This window comes from Clostridium pasteurianum, from assembly GCF_001705235.1.
Classification (GTDB): Bacteria; Bacillota; Clostridia; order Clostridiales; family Clostridiaceae; genus Clostridium_S; species Clostridium_S pasteurianum_A.
Genome location: NZ_MCGV01000001.1, coordinates 910946 through 926946, shown reverse-complemented (window position 1 = coordinate 926946; position 16001 = coordinate 910946). Strand labels below are relative to the sequence as shown.

At 30.0% G+C, this 16001-nt stretch carries 14 protein-coding genes and 1 other annotated feature; of the genes, 9 read left to right on the top strand and 5 right to left on the bottom strand.

Going from position 1 to position 16001, the window contains the following annotated elements:
* Nucleotides 1-14 precede the first annotated feature (14 nt).
* Complete coding sequence (locus tag BEE63_RS04290; RefSeq protein WP_066020203.1) at nt 15-1193, top strand: FprA family A-type flavoprotein; 1179 nt, start codon at nt 15-17, stop codon at nt 1191-1193.
* An 818-nt stretch (nt 1194-2011) separates the two neighbouring features.
* Here BEE63_RS04290 and BEE63_RS04285 read toward each other — a convergent pair.
* Nucleotides 2012-3457, bottom strand: coding sequence for an esterase/lipase family protein (locus BEE63_RS04285; protein WP_066020202.1), 1446 nt, complete (start codon nt 3455-3457; stop codon nt 2012-2014).
* A 205-nt stretch (nt 3458-3662) separates the two neighbouring features.
* On the opposite strand from BEE63_RS04285, the gene BEE63_RS04280 reads away from it, so the two are divergent.
* Nucleotides 3663-4085 (top strand): HNH endonuclease, encoded by a 423-nt coding sequence (locus BEE63_RS04280; protein ID WP_066020201.1) that lies wholly within the window; start codon nt 3663-3665, stop codon nt 4083-4085.
* A 61-nt stretch (nt 4086-4146) separates the two neighbouring features.
* On the opposite strand, the gene BEE63_RS04275 is transcribed toward BEE63_RS04280, so the two are convergent.
* Complete coding sequence (locus BEE63_RS04275; RefSeq protein WP_066020200.1) at nt 4147-4329, bottom strand: hypothetical protein; 183 nt, start codon at nt 4327-4329, stop codon at nt 4147-4149.
* Between the two features lie 156 nt (nt 4330-4485).
* Between BEE63_RS04275 and BEE63_RS21585 the strand changes: the two genes are divergently transcribed.
* Nucleotides 4486-4647, top strand: a complete 162-nt coding sequence (locus BEE63_RS21585; RefSeq protein ID WP_157797097.1) for a hypothetical protein — start codon at nt 4486-4488, stop codon at nt 4645-4647.
* Between the two features lie 34 nt (nt 4648-4681).
* Here the strand turns inward: BEE63_RS21585 and pyk are convergent, their stop codons facing one another.
* From pyk to BEE63_RS04260, 3 genes are all read right to left on the bottom strand, one after another.
* Nucleotides 4682-6100 (bottom strand): pyruvate kinase, encoded by a 1419-nt coding sequence (pyk, locus tag BEE63_RS04270; RefSeq protein WP_066020199.1) that lies wholly within the window; start codon nt 6098-6100, stop codon nt 4682-4684.
* Nucleotides 6101-6180: 80 nt separating this feature from the next.
* Nucleotides 6181-6945 carry a polysaccharide deacetylase family protein gene (locus BEE63_RS04265; RefSeq protein ID WP_066020198.1) on the bottom strand — a complete coding sequence of 255 codons (765 nt, stop codon included), beginning with the start codon at nt 6943-6945 and terminating at the stop codon, nt 6181-6183.
* A 342-nt stretch (nt 6946-7287) separates the two neighbouring features.
* Nucleotides 7288-8010 (bottom strand): TerC family protein, encoded by a 723-nt coding sequence (locus BEE63_RS04260; RefSeq protein ID WP_066020197.1) that lies wholly within the window; start codon nt 8008-8010, stop codon nt 7288-7290.
* A 204-nt stretch (nt 8011-8214) separates the two neighbouring features.
* Between BEE63_RS04260 and BEE63_RS04255 the strand changes: the two genes are divergently transcribed.
* The 6 genes from BEE63_RS04255 to BEE63_RS04230 all read left to right on the top strand — a co-directional run bounded on the left by BEE63_RS04255 (nt 8215) and on the right by BEE63_RS04230 (nt 15713).
* Nucleotides 8215-9378 carry an amidohydrolase gene (locus BEE63_RS04255; protein WP_066020196.1) on the top strand — a complete coding sequence of 388 codons (1164 nt, stop codon included), beginning with the start codon at nt 8215-8217 and terminating at the stop codon, nt 9376-9378.
* A 55-nt stretch (nt 9379-9433) separates the two neighbouring features.
* Nucleotides 9434-9655 (top strand) — a binding site (T-box leader).
* Nucleotides 9656-9704: 49 nt separating this feature from the next.
* Nucleotides 9705-11396 carry an arginine--tRNA ligase gene (gene argS / locus BEE63_RS04250; RefSeq protein ID WP_066020195.1) on the top strand — a complete coding sequence of 564 codons (1692 nt, stop codon included), beginning with the start codon at nt 9705-9707 and terminating at the stop codon, nt 11394-11396.
* Between the two features lie 12 nt (nt 11397-11408).
* Nucleotides 11409-11765 (top strand): hypothetical protein, encoded by a 357-nt coding sequence (locus BEE63_RS04245; RefSeq protein ID WP_081312466.1) that lies wholly within the window; start codon nt 11409-11411, stop codon nt 11763-11765.
* A gap of 716 nt (nt 11766-12481) precedes the next feature.
* A complete protein-coding gene (locus tag BEE63_RS04240) occupies nt 12482-13243 on the top strand; it encodes an IclR family transcriptional regulator (RefSeq protein WP_066020194.1) in 762 nt (253 codons plus the stop codon).
* Nucleotides 13244-13408: 165 nt separating this feature from the next.
* A complete protein-coding gene (locus BEE63_RS04235) occupies nt 13409-14056 on the top strand; it encodes a bifunctional 4-hydroxy-2-oxoglutarate aldolase/2-dehydro-3-deoxy-phosphogluconate aldolase (protein WP_066020193.1) in 648 nt (215 codons plus the stop codon).
* A 169-nt stretch (nt 14057-14225) separates the two neighbouring features.
* Nucleotides 14226-15713 (top strand): UxaA family hydrolase, encoded by a 1488-nt coding sequence (locus BEE63_RS04230; RefSeq protein WP_066020192.1) that lies wholly within the window; start codon nt 14226-14228, stop codon nt 15711-15713.
* Nucleotides 15714-16001 lie beyond the last annotated feature (288 nt).

Here is a 16001-nt window from a genome sequence, read left to right as displayed (position 1 = left end):
GAGGAGGAATTAAAATGAGTATTGAAAAGCTTCAAAATGATGTATACTGGGTTGGTGTAAAAGATAAGGAACTAAAGGTTTTCGACATAATAATGGATACTAAAAAAGGTTCAACTTATAATTCTTACTTAATTAATGATGATAAAATCGCAATAATTGATAGTGTAAAAGATGGATTTTTTGATGAGTTTTTAGCTAATATAAGAAGTGTAATAGGAGATAAAAAAGTAGATTATATAATAGTACAACATACAGAATTAGATCACAGTGGTTCAATGTATAGATTAATAAAGGAGTACCCAGAAGCTAAGGTTGTGTCAACTAAAGCAGCTAACATGTATTTAAAGGAAATAGTGAATGATGATTTTGAAAGCTTGGATGCTGTGGCTGTTAAAGAATTAAATTTAGGAAAAAATACTTTGAAATTCATATCAGCACCTAATTTGCACTGGCCAGACACTATGTTCACTTATAATGAAGAAAATAAAATATTATTTACATGTGATGTTATGGGCTGCCACTATTGCCCTGAAGGTAAAATAACGGATGCGGTTAAAGAAGATTATCTTCCAGAAATGAAATATTATTTTGATGTAATAATGTCACCATTTAAGAGATTCGTAAATATGGGTCTTGATAAAATAAAGGATTTAAAGCTCAATATGATAGCTCCAAGTCACGGACCGGTTCATGTGAAGAATATAGAAAAAAGCATGGAACTTTATAGGAGCTGGGCAAAACCAAAAGTAAATGATGAAAAAAATGTGCAAATATTTTATATTACAGCATATGGAAATACAGGTAAAGTTGCAAAATATTTATGTGAAGGCATAAACAAAAAAGGCATTAAAGCAGATGTGCATGAAATAACTGAGATGGAAATGGGTAATATAGTGAGCTTAGTAGATAATGCAGATGGTATATTAGTTGGATCTCCTACAATAAATCAGGATGCTGTAAAACCTGTGTGGGATTTACTTTCTTCAGTTTGTCCAATAATAAACAGGGGAAAGGCAGCAGCTGCTTTTGGTTCTTATGGATGGAGCGGCGAAGGTGTTCCAATGATGATGGATAGATTAAAGTCTTTAAAATTTAAAATACCTGATGCAGGATTTAGATTTAAGTTTGTACCTAGTGACAAAGAATTTAAGGAAGCAGATGCATTTATAGATAAGTTTGTAAGCTTGTTATAAAATTTAATGTTGTTGTACTAAATAAAAATAAAGTGAATTAACATTGATTTGTAACATTAAAAAAATTCTATAAATCTTATCCTAACTGGGGTTCAGGTTATATTGGGTTACCAATAAAATATAATATATTATTATAAATACAAAAATATATTATATTTTGGTAAAGAAGGATAATTATCATATCCGGGGTTTGGGTTAAAGACCCATTATCCTTCTTTATAAAATACAGGCTATTTTAATTTTTACGATTAATAAATTCAATTTCTTAATAAAAAAATCTAATTAAAAATCATAAAAAGACTTAGAAATTTTATGATTTTTAATTAGATTTTTTTCATAGAGTTATTAAAAGTTTAACTTTGTATAAACTTTTAATTCAGATTTTCAGCAGCGGAGCGGAAGAAAATCTTCCTTGCCTCTACCTTCTATGGGAAGTAGCAGTATTTTGAGAACGATTTAAATAAAATTCAATAAGACTTTGCTCCCAATAATGAAAAGACTTAGAAATTTTAATTTGTCTGAGCTTTTTTTCAGCGAGTTATTAAAAGTTTAACTCTGTATAAACTTTTGATTCGGATTTTCCGCAGCAGAGCGGAAGAAAATTTTCCTTGCCTCTACCTTCTATGAGAAGTAACAGTATTTTGAGAACGATTTAAATAAAACTCAATAAGACTTTGCTCCAAATAATGAAAAGACTTAGAAATTTTAATTTGTTTGAGCTTTTTTTCAGCGAGTTATTAAAATTTCTTAGTATTTTCATTATTTGAAGCTTAGTCTTATGAGTTTTATTTAATGTTCTAAAATACTGTTACTTCCCATTAAAATCCTTTATTTTTTAGTTCAGATACAATCTCAACGTATTTTTCTAATATATCGAAACCTTTGTAATCTTCTCTTCTTAAATCTATGATATCTCCATGGGAAATACCACGTCTATGATTATTTCTTAAGACTCCTCTGAAATCCCCCCATTTTGCAGAGTCAATGGATACTAGTCCATCATTTTCACCTGCGGTTAATTTTGAAAAAATATAAGGAATAGATACCACATAGTCGCTAAATATATTTTTTACTGCAGATGCATAACTTTGATAATAAACATCAGGTACATCTGTTACTTCTTTATTAAAATTCATACTGTGATAAGTTGAGAATTGTCTACTAGCTGTATAAAAATCTGGATTTTTATCGCCTAAGATTTTATAATACTTATCAAAAAATTTGGCAACAGTCTTATAGATTTTATCAGGAATTTTGCAAGCTGTATCAACAAATTTGCAACCTCTATGTGGTGATGACATCATTGTTAAAGATGCAACATATTTGCCCATGCCTAGTTTGCTAACCATGTAACGTGCATCTAATCCACCCTTTGAGTGAGCGATAATATTTACTTTTTCGCAGCCTGTTTCTTTAATAATTTGAAGAATTTTATTTTTTATATCGTGTGCATTATATTGGACTGTTCCCCAAGCCTCTTGATTTCCATAATAAATGGTGGCTCCATTACGAATTAATTCTCTAGGAATTCTTCCCCAGTAATTAATATATTTTAAATCTCTAAAGCCAACCCCGTGAACTAAAACAAGTGGATATTTTGTTTTACAAATTTCTGAATGAACACGCTCTTTATTAATATTTACTTTATAACATTCATGATCGTATTCCATTGCTGCAACGTGACATGCATATAGCATTGCAAAAATATTTATAATTGGAATTAGAGACATAAAAGCTGTTATAAATCTTTTAACTATATTTAATCTTTTTGAAGTACATAATATTCGCAGCATTCCGTTAGCAAGCAAGGTAAGTATAAATAATATTGCAATAATAAGATCTATTATAAAAATATGTTTAGGAATGATTAAATGCCATGATTCTGTAAAATAAATTATGTACAGTGGTATTTGAAGAAAGAGTGTATATAAGCCTAGTAGTACAATTTGTCTTCCTGCTATCATTAGCTTTAAACGTGTATTTACATTTTCCAATTTAATGGTTGGAAGTATATTTACTTTTATCCAAGTATAAAAAATAAAAATAAATATTTCAATTAAAATAATCCATTTGCATACAATGTGAGTTTGTCCGATTTTAGTGTAGTTACTAAAAAGATAATAGAATAAAATAATGTGGGGAGCAAAAACTAAATAAATACCTGTGAAGCTTTTATTCAGAAAGGATATTTTTCTTTGATTATATAGCACTGCAACAATAATTAAAAATATAGGTAAGGTAAAAGCTAATATAAGTTCTATCATAAATAAAATCATCCTTTGTTTATAATTAATGTAATCAAATAATAATATAACATAAATTACATTTAAAATGCAGATTATGCACTATATTATTATAAATGGTTTGAAAAAGTGTTTGAAAATTTGTTTAAACACTTTTTCTTAGAACATATTTGGTGTAAAATATAAGTGTAAATAATATAATACTTAATTAGGAAGCGGTGATTTATTGAGGGGAGAAAAATGTGTTGTATGCGGAAAAGATGGTGAAAGACATCATATAGTGTATAAAAGTCAAGGTGGACTTGATTTTCCTCTTAATTATGTTTATTTATGTGACGAACACCACAGGGGGATTAACGGACCTCACAAAAATAGAAAAATTGATTTAAAGTACAAATTAGCTATGCAGAAAAAGATTGAAGAACTTTTGCCAAATGAATATTATAAGCTTAAGGACTTAATAAAATTGCTTCAAATCAATCAAAGACAAGCTAAAAGTATGACTAAAAATTTTAAGTTATATAAAGAAGGCTACAAAACAAGAGATGTAATAAAGCGAATTATGGGTGGTTCATTTTATTATGAAGATATGCTTAATGATTATTATGATGAATCCTTATATAAGTTGTTAGAAGAGAGAGTTAAATAAAATTATAATAAATAAAAAATGTAGAGAGCTTAAGCTCTCTACATTTTTTATTTATTATAATTTATAGTTCCATATTATTTTCAGAAGATGATAATTCTTTAGCTAATTTTTCAGTGATTTTATCAAAGGTTTCTTGAAATAATATACCGTTCATGACGTTAGATTTTATGAGCTTTCCGTCTTTATATATACTTATAGAATCACTTTTGCCTTTAAAGAGATATCCGTTTATAGTCTTTTCCACAATAATGCCTCCCTAATTTATAGTATAAATAAAATACATTAATAAAAAATGTATTTACTTTTCATTATACAAAATAAGCGATAAATTTTCAACATTCATTTTGTGTGAGTTTAAAAAGTGCAGTAGTGGAAATAATCATTCATAGAGGTGATTGTTTTGAAAAAGAATATTATGTTATGTGATGATGAGGAAATTTGGATAATAAAATTGGGACTTATTAATTACAATAATTTTTTATTGAATGAGAAAATTAAAGGAAATAAGAATGTAAATGATAGATGTGATAGAGTTAGAAAAATTTTAGATGAATTAAAATAGCAGATAAAAGTACTTTTATCTGCTATTTTGAACTTTAAGCGTATTGAAGCTTTAACATATTTGTAGTTCCAGATTTACCTACAGGAACTCCTGCAACAACAACCACTAAATCACCTTTCTTAATTAGGCCTTCACTTAGTGCTCTTGTTATTGATTCTGATATAAGTTCATCTGTAGAGAGTACTTGTTTTGATGTAATAGGTGTTATACCGAAATTGAGAGCAAGACTTCTTGCAACCCAGTCATGAGGTGTAACAGCAATTATAGGACAAGTAGGTCTGAATTTAGATACCATTCTTGCAGTTATACCACTTTGAGTTGCTGTTATTATAGCAGCAGCTTTAAGCTCAGCAGCAGTTGAACATGCAGCAAGACTTATAGCATCTGAAATTTTTGTTATAGCCTCGTCTTTTCTTTCATTAAGAGCTTTTGTGTAATCTATTTGTGATTCTGTTTTTTGAGCTATCTTTGACATAGTCTCAGCAGCTTCGATTGGATATAATCCGCTAGCACTTTCACCACTTAACATTATAGCATCAGTTCCATCGTATATTGCATTTGCTACATCGGAAGCTTCTGCTCTTGTTGGTCTTGGGTTTCTTATCATAGAATCAAGCATTTGAGTTGCAGTTATAACTATTTTACCCGCATCATTACATTTTTTTATTATCATTTTTTGTATTCCAGGAACATCTTCTATAGGGATTTCAACTCCCATATCTCCTCTTGCAACCATGATTCCATCAGAGAGCTCTATGATTTTGTCTATGTTATCAACACCCTCTTGAGTTTCTATTTTAGGAATTACTTTTATATTTTTTCCGCCGTTTTCATTTAGTATATTTCTTACTACAGTTACATCTTCAGGCTTTCTTATAAATGAAGCAGCAACTAAATCAGCCTTTGTTTCGCAGGCAAATTTTAAATCTAATACATCTTTCTCAGTTACAGCAGGCAGACTTATTGAAACACCAGGTGCATTTACCCCTTTATGATTTGAGATAACCCCGCTGTTTATAGCTGAACATATTATGCTTTTATCTACTATGTCGTCTATTCTAAATTCTAAAAGACCATCATCAACGAGAAGTAGACCACCTTTTTTTACATCATTATAAAGATTTTCATATGAAACTGAACATTTTTCTGAGTTACCTAAAATTTCTTCGCCACATATTATTGTGAACTTTTGACCTTTTTTAATTTCAGCCTTATCATTTTCAAAATTATGGGTTCTGATTTTTGGTCCTTTAATGTCAACTACAATGGCAACATTCTTATTTAACTCTTTTCTGAGTTTTCTTATGATATCCATTTTTTCCTTGTGACTTTCATGTGTGCCATGTGAAAAATTTAATCTTGCAGCGTTCATTCCAACATTAATTAGTTCTCTTAGCTTTTCCTCTGTATCACTAGAGGGGCCTATTGTAAAAATCATTTTTGTTTTTTGCATAATAAATCCTCCTAAAAAATCTATTAATAAAGCAATTATAACACATAAAATTATTATATGTTGTAATTGCTTCAAAGCTATTATAAAGTTTTAAAAATATAATTTTGCGATTTTAAGAATTCTATTATCTCAGGTAGAGCTACCGAAGTAGATCCGTTAGAAGCTGAGTCATGCATTAGTATTATTAATTTATCGTTATTCCCATAAGAAGCTTTAATGTGGTTTATGATTTCGGATGAGGAGTTTTGCTTATTTATGACTGAATCTTTAGAATCTAGATTCCAATCAACAAACGTATAGCCAGCCTTTTTTATTGAATTTGTGAATTTTTTATTTACAACATTAGAACCTCCTGGAAATCGTATCAGTTTATTGTTGAATTTATTATTTTGCAGTACAGTGCCTAAAATATCAGAGCATTCGTTAAGGTCATTTATATATGCTTCTGGTGAGGAATATATTTTTTTAGTATCATTGTTAAAACTTTTTAAAGCTATTTCGTTGCCATCACGACTTTCTCTTATAAGAGTTAGTTTATTTATTATGGAATTTTTACCTGTTACAAAAAATGTGGCATTTATATTATATTTTTTTAGGGTATCAAGTATTTGTAGGGTTACGTTAGCTGATGGACCATCATCAAATGTAAGATAAACTACTTTTTGAACTTTTTTATTTTTTACTTTATTTGATGCTGCCATTTTTGTGGGAACATTTTTCTGTACTTTCTTAGATGAACTTAAAAAATTCACTTTAACAATGTATATAAGCCCCAAAATTATTACTGCTATGGATAAAATTGCAATGGATCTTTTTAATATTAAAGAATTTCTAGTCTTTTTCATTGAGTAGTTCCCCCTTTAGAGTTATAAAATAAAGCGTTTTAAGATGTTTTTACATTAAAACACAATAACTTCTAATTAACAAAGATATTATATATAAATTATAGAATCTTTATGCAAAAAAATAAAGGGCTTTGTCAAAATAAAAAAGGAAATGGAAGTTATTAAGAAAAATAGAAAATTTTTATTGGGTGTAATTGAATTAGCATACCCATTTTTACAGCGAAGCAGAGAAAAATTTTCCTTGTTTTTATTTTTAAGTAAAAAAACAATATTTTGGAACGATTTAAATAAAGCTTAGACTTATGAGCTTTATTTAATGTTCTAAAATATTGTTTCTTTACTTCACTTCTTTGTTATAGCTGATTCATCCTGACTTCTAGTAGAGCGTCCTTTTTTAGGTTCAGTTACAATTCTGTAAATGCCGTATACTATTGTTAATAATGCAGCGCTATATGATATAAAATTTCCTACAAAATATGGAACAACTGAGGCAATGAGATTATCTTGAAATATCATTGAAAAAGATGTATGAGCAAGTACTGCACCGCCTATGTATATTACTATTTTGTATTTTTGCATTAAGTTTGCTACATACTGACTTCCCCAAAATATTATTGGGATATTTAAAATCAAACCAAATACAATTAAGCCTACATGGCCCTTTGCAGCGGCAGCAATAGCTAGTACATTGTCAAGGCTCATTGTAAAATCAGCAATTACTATGCTTTCAACGGCTGCTAGCATTTTTTTTGAATTATGTATTTGAGTAGGATTAAAACTCTCGTCTTCTGGTTTTATAAAATCCCAGGTTATTTTAACTAAAATTATGCCACCAACTAATTTAATTGGAAGCCATTGAATCATTAGTATATAAGTAATTAGGCATGCAAAGATTATTCTCAATGAGACAGCAGCAATGACTCCAATAAAAGAAGCTTTTTTGGCTAGATTTTTAGGTAAATCTTTTGTAGCAAGGGCAATAACACCGATATTATCGCCGCTTAAAACCATATCAAGGAGAGTTATTTGCAGAGCCCCCATAAAAAGAGTTATTAAATGATCCATTTTTTCCTCCTTATATATGTAAAAATAAATATTTGTATTATAAAACCTATAATAGTAAACAGGTAAACTCTTAAAGTGGTTTATAACACCACATATAACAATAATTATAATATTATCCACATAATAATTCAATACTGCATTTAAACTAGGTAATTTAATTAGTGTGTGTTAATATTAATTATATTAGTACAGGGAGGGAATTATATGCTTCTTATAAAAAATGGTAAAATAATGACTATGGCAAATGACAATTATGAAAAAGGATGCATTCTTATAGAAAAGGGTAAAATAGTTGAAGTAGCTGAAAATATAAAAGAAAGTGAAAACATGGAGGTAATTGATGCTTCTAATCTTACAGTAATGCCGGGGATAATTGATGCGCATTGTCATATAGGAATTGATGAGCAGGATATTGGAAATGTGGGACTTGATATTAATGAAATAGCAAATCCTGTGACTCCAGATCTTAAGGCGATAGATGCGGTAAATCCAATGGATTCAGCATTTAAGGATGCGGTTATGGCAGGGGTTACAGGAGTTATGACAGGCCCTGGAAGTGCAAATGTAATTGGCGGGCAGTTCGTTTTTATGAAAACTTTTGGTAAATGCATTGATAATATGGTTGTACTTGAACCTGCTGCAGTTAAGGCAGCATTTGGAGAAAATCCTAAAAGAGTTTATGGAAGAAAGGGAAAGTCTCCAGTTACAAGAATGGCAATTGCAGGTCTTTTAAGAGAAGTTCTTACAAATGCACAAAATTACAGATATAAAAAAATATCAGCAGAAGCTAAAGGGGAAAATTTTGATAAGAATTTAAAAATGGAAGCTTTAATTCCAGTTATTGATGGGAAGATACCACTTAAGATACATGCACATAGGGCTGATGATATATTAACGGCAATAAGAATAGGAAAGGAATTTAACTTGAAAATAACACTGGATCACTGTACAGAAGGGCATCTAATAAGTGATGAAATTAAAAATTCAGGTTTTCCAGTTCTTGTGGGTCCACTAATGAGTTCAAGATCAAAAAGTGAGCTTTTAAATAAAACACTTAAAACTCCAGGCATATTATCATCTGAAGGCATAAAAACTGCAATAATAACGGATCATCCTGTTGTTCCAATACAGTATCTTTCATTATGCGCAGGACTTTCTGTTAGAGAGGGCATGAAAATGGAAGAAGCTTTTAAGGCAATAACTATAAATGCAGCTGAGATTTGTGGTGTAGATAATAGAGTTGGAAGTATTGAAAAGGGGAAAGATGCAGATATTGCTATATTTAATGATAATCCTATGGATACTTTCACCAAAACAATATATACTATAATAGATGGAAATATTGTTTATAAATGCGAAGGATATTGATTAATATCTAATTGTAAAGTATAATAAGTAGTAATATATAACATAATAAGTAATGTTAAAGTCTATGAAGTGGAAAGTAGCATATTAAGATTTAAAGCGAGCTGATGATGATGGAAGGTCAGTAATTCAAATATGTGAAATAGAACCATGGAGATGAGTTATCCGCTTAAAGCGTTAAAATTTTAGAGTGGACTTATTTATATATAACGCATTAAAATTTGTGAGTTATATCTATGAGTCAATCAGAGTGGTACCGCGAAATATAATCGTCTCTGCATTTTATGTAGATGGCGTTTTTTTTATATTAATTTTGAGGAGGTAAAGTTGTGGACTACAAAAAAATAATAGCTGAAAAAGTTGGTAAAATTATTGATGTGGATATTGATGCTCTATATAATGTTATAGAAATACCACCAAAGAAGGATATGGGTGATTATGCACTTCCATGTTTTCAATTTGCTAAAATTCTAAGAAAAGCTCCTAATATGATAGCTGGAGAACTTAAAGATAAAATAGATAAGGATGGTTTTGGAAAGATAGAAAGTATGGGACCATATCTTAATTTTTTCGTAGATAAAGCTGATTTTGCAAAAGAAACCATAGAAAAGGTTTTAAATGAAAGAGATAACTATGGACATTCAAAAGTAGGGGAAGGCAAAAAAATAATCATAGAGTATTCTTCACCTAATATAGCAAAACCTTTTCATGTAGGACATTTATTCGGTACGGTTCTTGGAAGTTCGTTATATAAAATATTTTCAGCAGCAGGATATACAGGAATAAGAATAAATCATTTAGGCGATTGGGGAACACAGTTTGGTAAATTAATATCTGCATATAAAAGATGGTGTGATGAAGAAGCACTTTATAAGGATCCAATAAAAGAGCTTCTTAGGATATATGTTAAGTTTCATAAAGAAGCTGAAAAAGCTCCAGAACTAGAAGATGAAGCAAGAATGTATTTCAAAAAGCTTGAAGATGGTGAGAAAGAAGAAGTAGAGCTTTGGACAAAATTTAAAGATTTAAGTTTAAGAGAGTTTAAAAGGGTTTATGATGAACTTGGTGTTGGATTCGATCATTATACTGGGGAAAGTTTTTACAGTGATAAGATGGATGCAATAGAAGAAGAACTTACGTCAAAAGGACTTTTAGTTGAAAGTAATGGAGCTAAGGTTGTAATGTTAGACGATTATAATATGCCTCCATGTATAATAAAAAAAGCAGATGGTGCAAGTATATATGCAACAAGGGATTTAGCAGCAGCTGAATATAGAAAGAAAACTTATGATTTTGATAAATGTATATATGTTGTAGGACTTGAGCAGTCACTTCATTTTAAACAATTTTTAAAAGTACTAGAACTTGCAGGACATGAATGGGCAAAGGATTGTGTTCATGTTGGATATGGTCTTGTACGATTTGCAGAGGGAAAACTTTCTACCAGAAATGGAGATGTAATTTTCCTTGAAGATTTATTAAAAGAGTCTGTTTTAAAGACAAGTGAAATAATAGAAAAGAAGAATCCTGATCTTAAAAATAAAGAAGATGTTTCTAAAAAAGTTGGTATAGGAGCTGTTATATTTACTTATCTTAAGAATGGAAGAGAAAGAGATATAATATTTGATTGGAAGGAAATGTTAAGTTTTGAAGGAGAAACAGGTCCTTATGTACAATATACTTATGCAAGAGCTAAAAGTATACTTAGAAAACTTGGTACTGCCAAGGGAGATATAAAGTATGATAAGCTTGTTTCAGATGAAGAATTTGACATAGTAAAACACTTAGAAAACTTTAAAGAAGTTATATTAAATTCAATAGATAGGTTAGAGCCTTCTGTAATAACTAGATATGTAATTGAGGTTGCAAAATCCTTTAATAAATTTTATAATATGTATAATATTTCAAATACAGAGGATGAGGAGCTAAAGAATGCAAGACTTGCATTAGTTGAGGCAGTCTCAATAGTTATAAAAAGTGCACTTAAACTCATAGGAATAGATGTTGTTGAAGAAATGTAAGGGGGAATCGTCGTGAAGGGATTTAATTTTACGTTTATGTTGATATTACTTGTAATAATGTTTGCTATGACAATTTTATACAACAGGGTTAAAGATTTATTTATTACAAAGTTAAACAAATGGGTTGTGTTAGTATTTACAGTAATCTTACTTTTGGCAACTCTTGTACTTGGAGGTACTTTTAAATTAGGCAGCGGAAAAATAACAGTGAATGAAGTACTATATTACATCCTAATGGCAGTATTTTTATTTTCACTTAATGCCTTCTTTGATGTTTTAGGATGGGGTGGCCCAAGAGACAGCGGTAAAAAGAATAAAAAGATAGTTATAAAACCAAAGGCTAAACCTAAAAGAGCTAAGAAGAAGTAGTGTGAAGTAACAGTATTTTGAAACATTAAATAAAATTAATAAATCTAAGGGTGATATTTTAAAAATCCTAAGAAATTTCAATAACTCACTAACGTTCAGACAGATTGAAATTTCTAAGTCTTTTCAAAATATCACCCTAAGATTTATACAATTTTATTTAAATTGTTTCCAAAATACTGTTACTTCGCACAGAAGGTAGATGCAAGGAGGATTTTCTTCCACTGCGCTACGGAAAATCTGAAATGAAGGCTTATATAAGGTTAAGATTTTAATTATAAAAATACTAAGAAATTTTAATAACTCGCTGAGAAAAAGCTCAAACAAATTAAAATTACTAAGTCTTTTTATAATTTGCAGCAAGACTTATTGAGCTTTATTTAAATTGTTCCCAAAATTCTATTCCTTCACTTTATGGGGAAAAGCAGGGATGATTTTCTTCCGGTCCGCTGCGGAAAATCGGAATTAAAAGTTTATACAGGAATAAACTTCTAATAGCTCTTATACATGGGGGGGCTAAGCTGAGGGGTATTAACTTTGCTTCGCCCGTTAATAAGGGGGAAGTTTTATATTTATTATGGAATTCATTTAATGTTACGGAGAGTTTTGGCTTCGCATTTCTTTAAAAATTGTGATATTATAATATGAGTTTATAAGATTATTGCAAATGGCATAGTCTCAAGTGGAATATTTATATATTTGAAGAGAGGATGGTTTTAATGCAGGAAATAGTTCAATCTGTGGATAGATCACTTTCTATTATAGAGGTACTTTCGGATTATGAAAATGGATTAGGAATTACTGAAATAAGTGAAAAAGTAGGATTACATAAAAGTACAGTATTTAGATTGTTGTCTACGTTAATATATAAAGGATATGTGCAGCAGGATAAAAACAGCAGTCGATATGGATTGACTTTAAAACTTTTTGAATTGGGAAATAAGAAAGTAGAAAACATGAGTTTAGTTACAGTGGCGCTTCCATATATAAAAAAATTAATGGAAAAAACTAATGAAGTTGTTCATTTAGTTGTGAGAGATGGAACAGATATGGTGTATATATCCAAGGTAGAACCCCAAAAGACTATAAGAATGTATTCAAGCATAGGTAAAAGGATTCCTTTGTACTGTACAGCAGTTGGAAAGGCAATGATGTCACAAATGCTGGATAATGAAGTTGAGGAAATTTGGGAGAAAAGCGATATTAAAAAGCTTACAGATAGAACCATAACTGATTTAGAGACTATGAAAAAAGAGCTAAAAAAAGTGAAAGAAAAAGGATACGCTATAGATGAGCAGGAAAATGAAATAGGAATAAGATGCATTGGAACAATTATAAGGGATTATAAGGGAAATATATGTGGAGCTGCAAGTGTATCAGGTTCAATTTTGAGCTTTACAGAAGATAAGATAGGCGATTTCTCAAAATGGATGCTGGAATGTGCAAGTAGTATATCGAAGGAATTGGGATATAGAAATTAATATTAAATTAAACTGATATTAAAGAATTAATTTTATTAAGTATTTAAGAGAATATTATATTTAATAAGCATTTATCTAAAAAATTGCGGGAAAATAAGTTTTGCATTACGGAACGATATTTCGTATAATGAAAACAGTAATAGATATGTGAAAGAAGGTAAAAAGATGACTTCAAAATTTGAAATATTAAAGAGAATTAGTGACGTTGGAGTAGTAGCTGTTGTAAGAGCTAATAGCGAAGATGAGGCTGTAAAAATATCAAAGGCTTGTGCTGACGGTGGAGTAAATATTATAGAATTAACATTTACTGTTCCTGGAGCAGACAATGTTATAAAGACTTTAAACAATAAATTTAAGGATGAATTATTGGTAGGTGCTGGTACTGTACTTGACAGCGAAACTGCAAGAGTAGCAATTTTAGCTGGAGCTAAATTTATTGTAAGCCCATGCTTTAATTTAGAAGCAGCTAAATTATGTAATAGATATGGAGTACCATATATAGGTGGATGCATGACTATAAATGAAATTGTTACAGCTATGGAAGCTGGACAGGATATAATTAAATTATTCCCTGGAAGTGCATATGGTCCATCAATCATAAATGAAATTAAAGGACCTCTTCCACAGGCTCAAATAATGCCTACTGGTGGTGTTAGTTTGGACAATGTTAAAGACTGGATTAAAAATGGATGTGTTGCTGTAGGTGTTGGTGGAAAATTAACTGGACCTGCTAAAGAAGGAAATTATGCAAAAGTAACTGAAAATGCTAAAGAATTTGTAAGCAAAGTTAAAGAAGCTAGAGCAGAAAGATAGTTTTAGTAGCAATAAGATATATTAATTTATATTGTAAAATACTAAAAGTGCAGCAAATTAACGAAACTTAGTTCCACAGTGCGGAAAATTGCGTGGGAGTTTCGTTAATTTGCTATAATAATTGGAAATAATATAAGATGCGATTACTTGTAAAAGGTGAGTGAATTGTATGAAAAAGTTCTTTAAGATAAATGAAAAAGATAATGTAGTTATAGCGCTTACAGATATTGCGAAAGGTGAATCCATTACAGTTGATGGCATGAACATATCTGTAAAGCAGGATGTGAAAAAGGGTCATAAAATTGCTATAAATAAAATTAGTGAAAATGAGAATATCATTAAATATGGTTTCCCTATAGGTAGAGCTGTAGAGGAAATTTCTCAGGGAGAATGGGTTCATACTCATAATATTAAAACTAATTTATCAGGATTAAAAGAGTACAAGTTCAATCAAAGTTTGAATGAAAACCCATTTCATAATAAAAATTTGACTTTTGATGGATATAAAAGAGAAGACGGAAAAGTTGGAATACGTAATGAATTGTGGGTTGTACCTACAGTTGGCTGCATAAACGGAATCGGAGATAAAATCATAGAAAGATTTAAAGAGAAAGCAGATGTTATTTCTGCGGATTCTGTAACTATATTTAAACATAATTTTGGATGCTCCCAATTAGGTGATGACCATGAGAATACTAAAAAAGTATTAAGAGATATGGTTAAACATCCAAATGCAGGTGGAGTTCTTGTATTATCACTCGGTTGTGAAAATAATATACCTGAGGATTTTAAAGCTTTTTTGGGTGATTTTAACGAAAAAAGAGTTAGATTTTTAGTAGCTCAAAAAGTAGAAGATGAAATTGAAACAGGTGCTAATTTACTTCTTGAATTAAATGAAAATATGAAGAAGGATAAAAGAGAACCTATTAGTTTATCAGAACTTAAGGTTGGACTTAAATGCGGTGGCTCTGATGGATTATCAGGAATTACAGCAAATCCACTTGTAGGAAAGTTTTCTGATTTTCTTATAGCTCAGGGAGGAACTACAGTATTAACTGAAGTACCAGAAATGTTTGGCGCAGAGCATTTACTTATGAATAGAGCAAAAGATAAAGAAACTTTTGATAAAGAAGTAGCTCTCATAAATAATTTTAAAAAGTATTTTATGAGCTATAATCAACCTGTATATGATAATCCTTCACCAGGAAATAAAGCAGGTGGAATCACAACTCTTGAAGATAAATCTTTAGGCTGCGTTCAAAAGGCTGGCAGTGAAACAGTTATAGATGTTCTTGAATATGCAGACACATTAAAAAATAATGGTTTAAATCTGTTAAGTGCACCTGGTAATGACTTAGTAGCATCTACTGCACTTGCAGCTGCTGGATGTCAATTAGTTTTATTCACTACAGGTAGAGGTACACCTTTTGGAAGTTTTGTGCCTACTGTAAAATTGTCTACAAACACAGAATTATATAATAAAAAAAGTAACTGGATTGATTTTAACGCAGGTGAATTAATTAATGATGTTACAATGGATGATTTAGTACAGAATTTTGTAAAATATATAATTGAAGTAGCCAGTGGTAAATTGGCTAATAATGAAAAGAACGGAATACGCGAAATTTCAATATTTAAAAATGGCGTAACTCTTTAATATAAAATTCTTATTATATATGAGTAGCTATTAAAAAAGTGATAAGCTCTAAAAACTTATCACTTCTAATAACTAAACAAAATAAAAAGAACCTACTTTTGATAAAATAAAAATGATCCCGTCAATCAAATTTATAATCAAAAGAGGTCTAATCTAAATGGATATTATTATAGTACCACATAATTAATGATTATGCAAAGGTAAGAATACTAATATGGAGTAATTAAGTTTGTACCTGGTAGAGCTAAAAAAGTTCTTGAAGGTACAAATTTTTTTTCGTTCCACATG

What these genes read in the sequence shown, in the direction of transcription:
- BEE63_RS04290 (WP_066020203.1), top strand. Translation starts at nt 15, where the DNA reads ATGAGTATTGAAAAGCTTCAAAATGATGTATACTGGGTTGGTGTAAAA.
- BEE63_RS04285 (WP_066020202.1), bottom strand. Translation starts at nt 3,457, where the DNA reads ATGATAGAACTTATATTAGCTTTTACCTTACCTATATTTTTAATTATT.
- pyk (WP_066020199.1), bottom strand. Translation starts at nt 6,100, where the DNA reads ATGCAAAAAACAAAAATGATTTTTACAATAGGCCCCTCTAGTGATACA.
- BEE63_RS04265 (WP_066020198.1), bottom strand. Translation starts at nt 6,945, where the DNA reads ATGAAAAAGACTAGAAATTCTTTAATATTAAAAAGATCCATTGCAATT.
- BEE63_RS04260 (WP_066020197.1), bottom strand. Translation starts at nt 8,010, where the DNA reads ATGGATCATTTAATAACTCTTTTTATGGGGGCTCTGCAAATAACTCTC.
- BEE63_RS04255 (WP_066020196.1), top strand. Translation starts at nt 8,215, where the DNA reads ATGCTTCTTATAAAAAATGGTAAAATAATGACTATGGCAAATGACAAT.
- BEE63_RS04240 (WP_066020194.1), top strand. Translation starts at nt 12,482, where the DNA reads ATGCAGGAAATAGTTCAATCTGTGGATAGATCACTTTCTATTATAGAG.
- BEE63_RS04235 (WP_066020193.1), top strand. Translation starts at nt 13,409, where the DNA reads ATGACTTCAAAATTTGAAATATTAAAGAGAATTAGTGACGTTGGAGTA.
- BEE63_RS04230 (WP_066020192.1), top strand. Translation starts at nt 14,226, where the DNA reads ATGAAAAAGTTCTTTAAGATAAATGAAAAAGATAATGTAGTTATAGCG.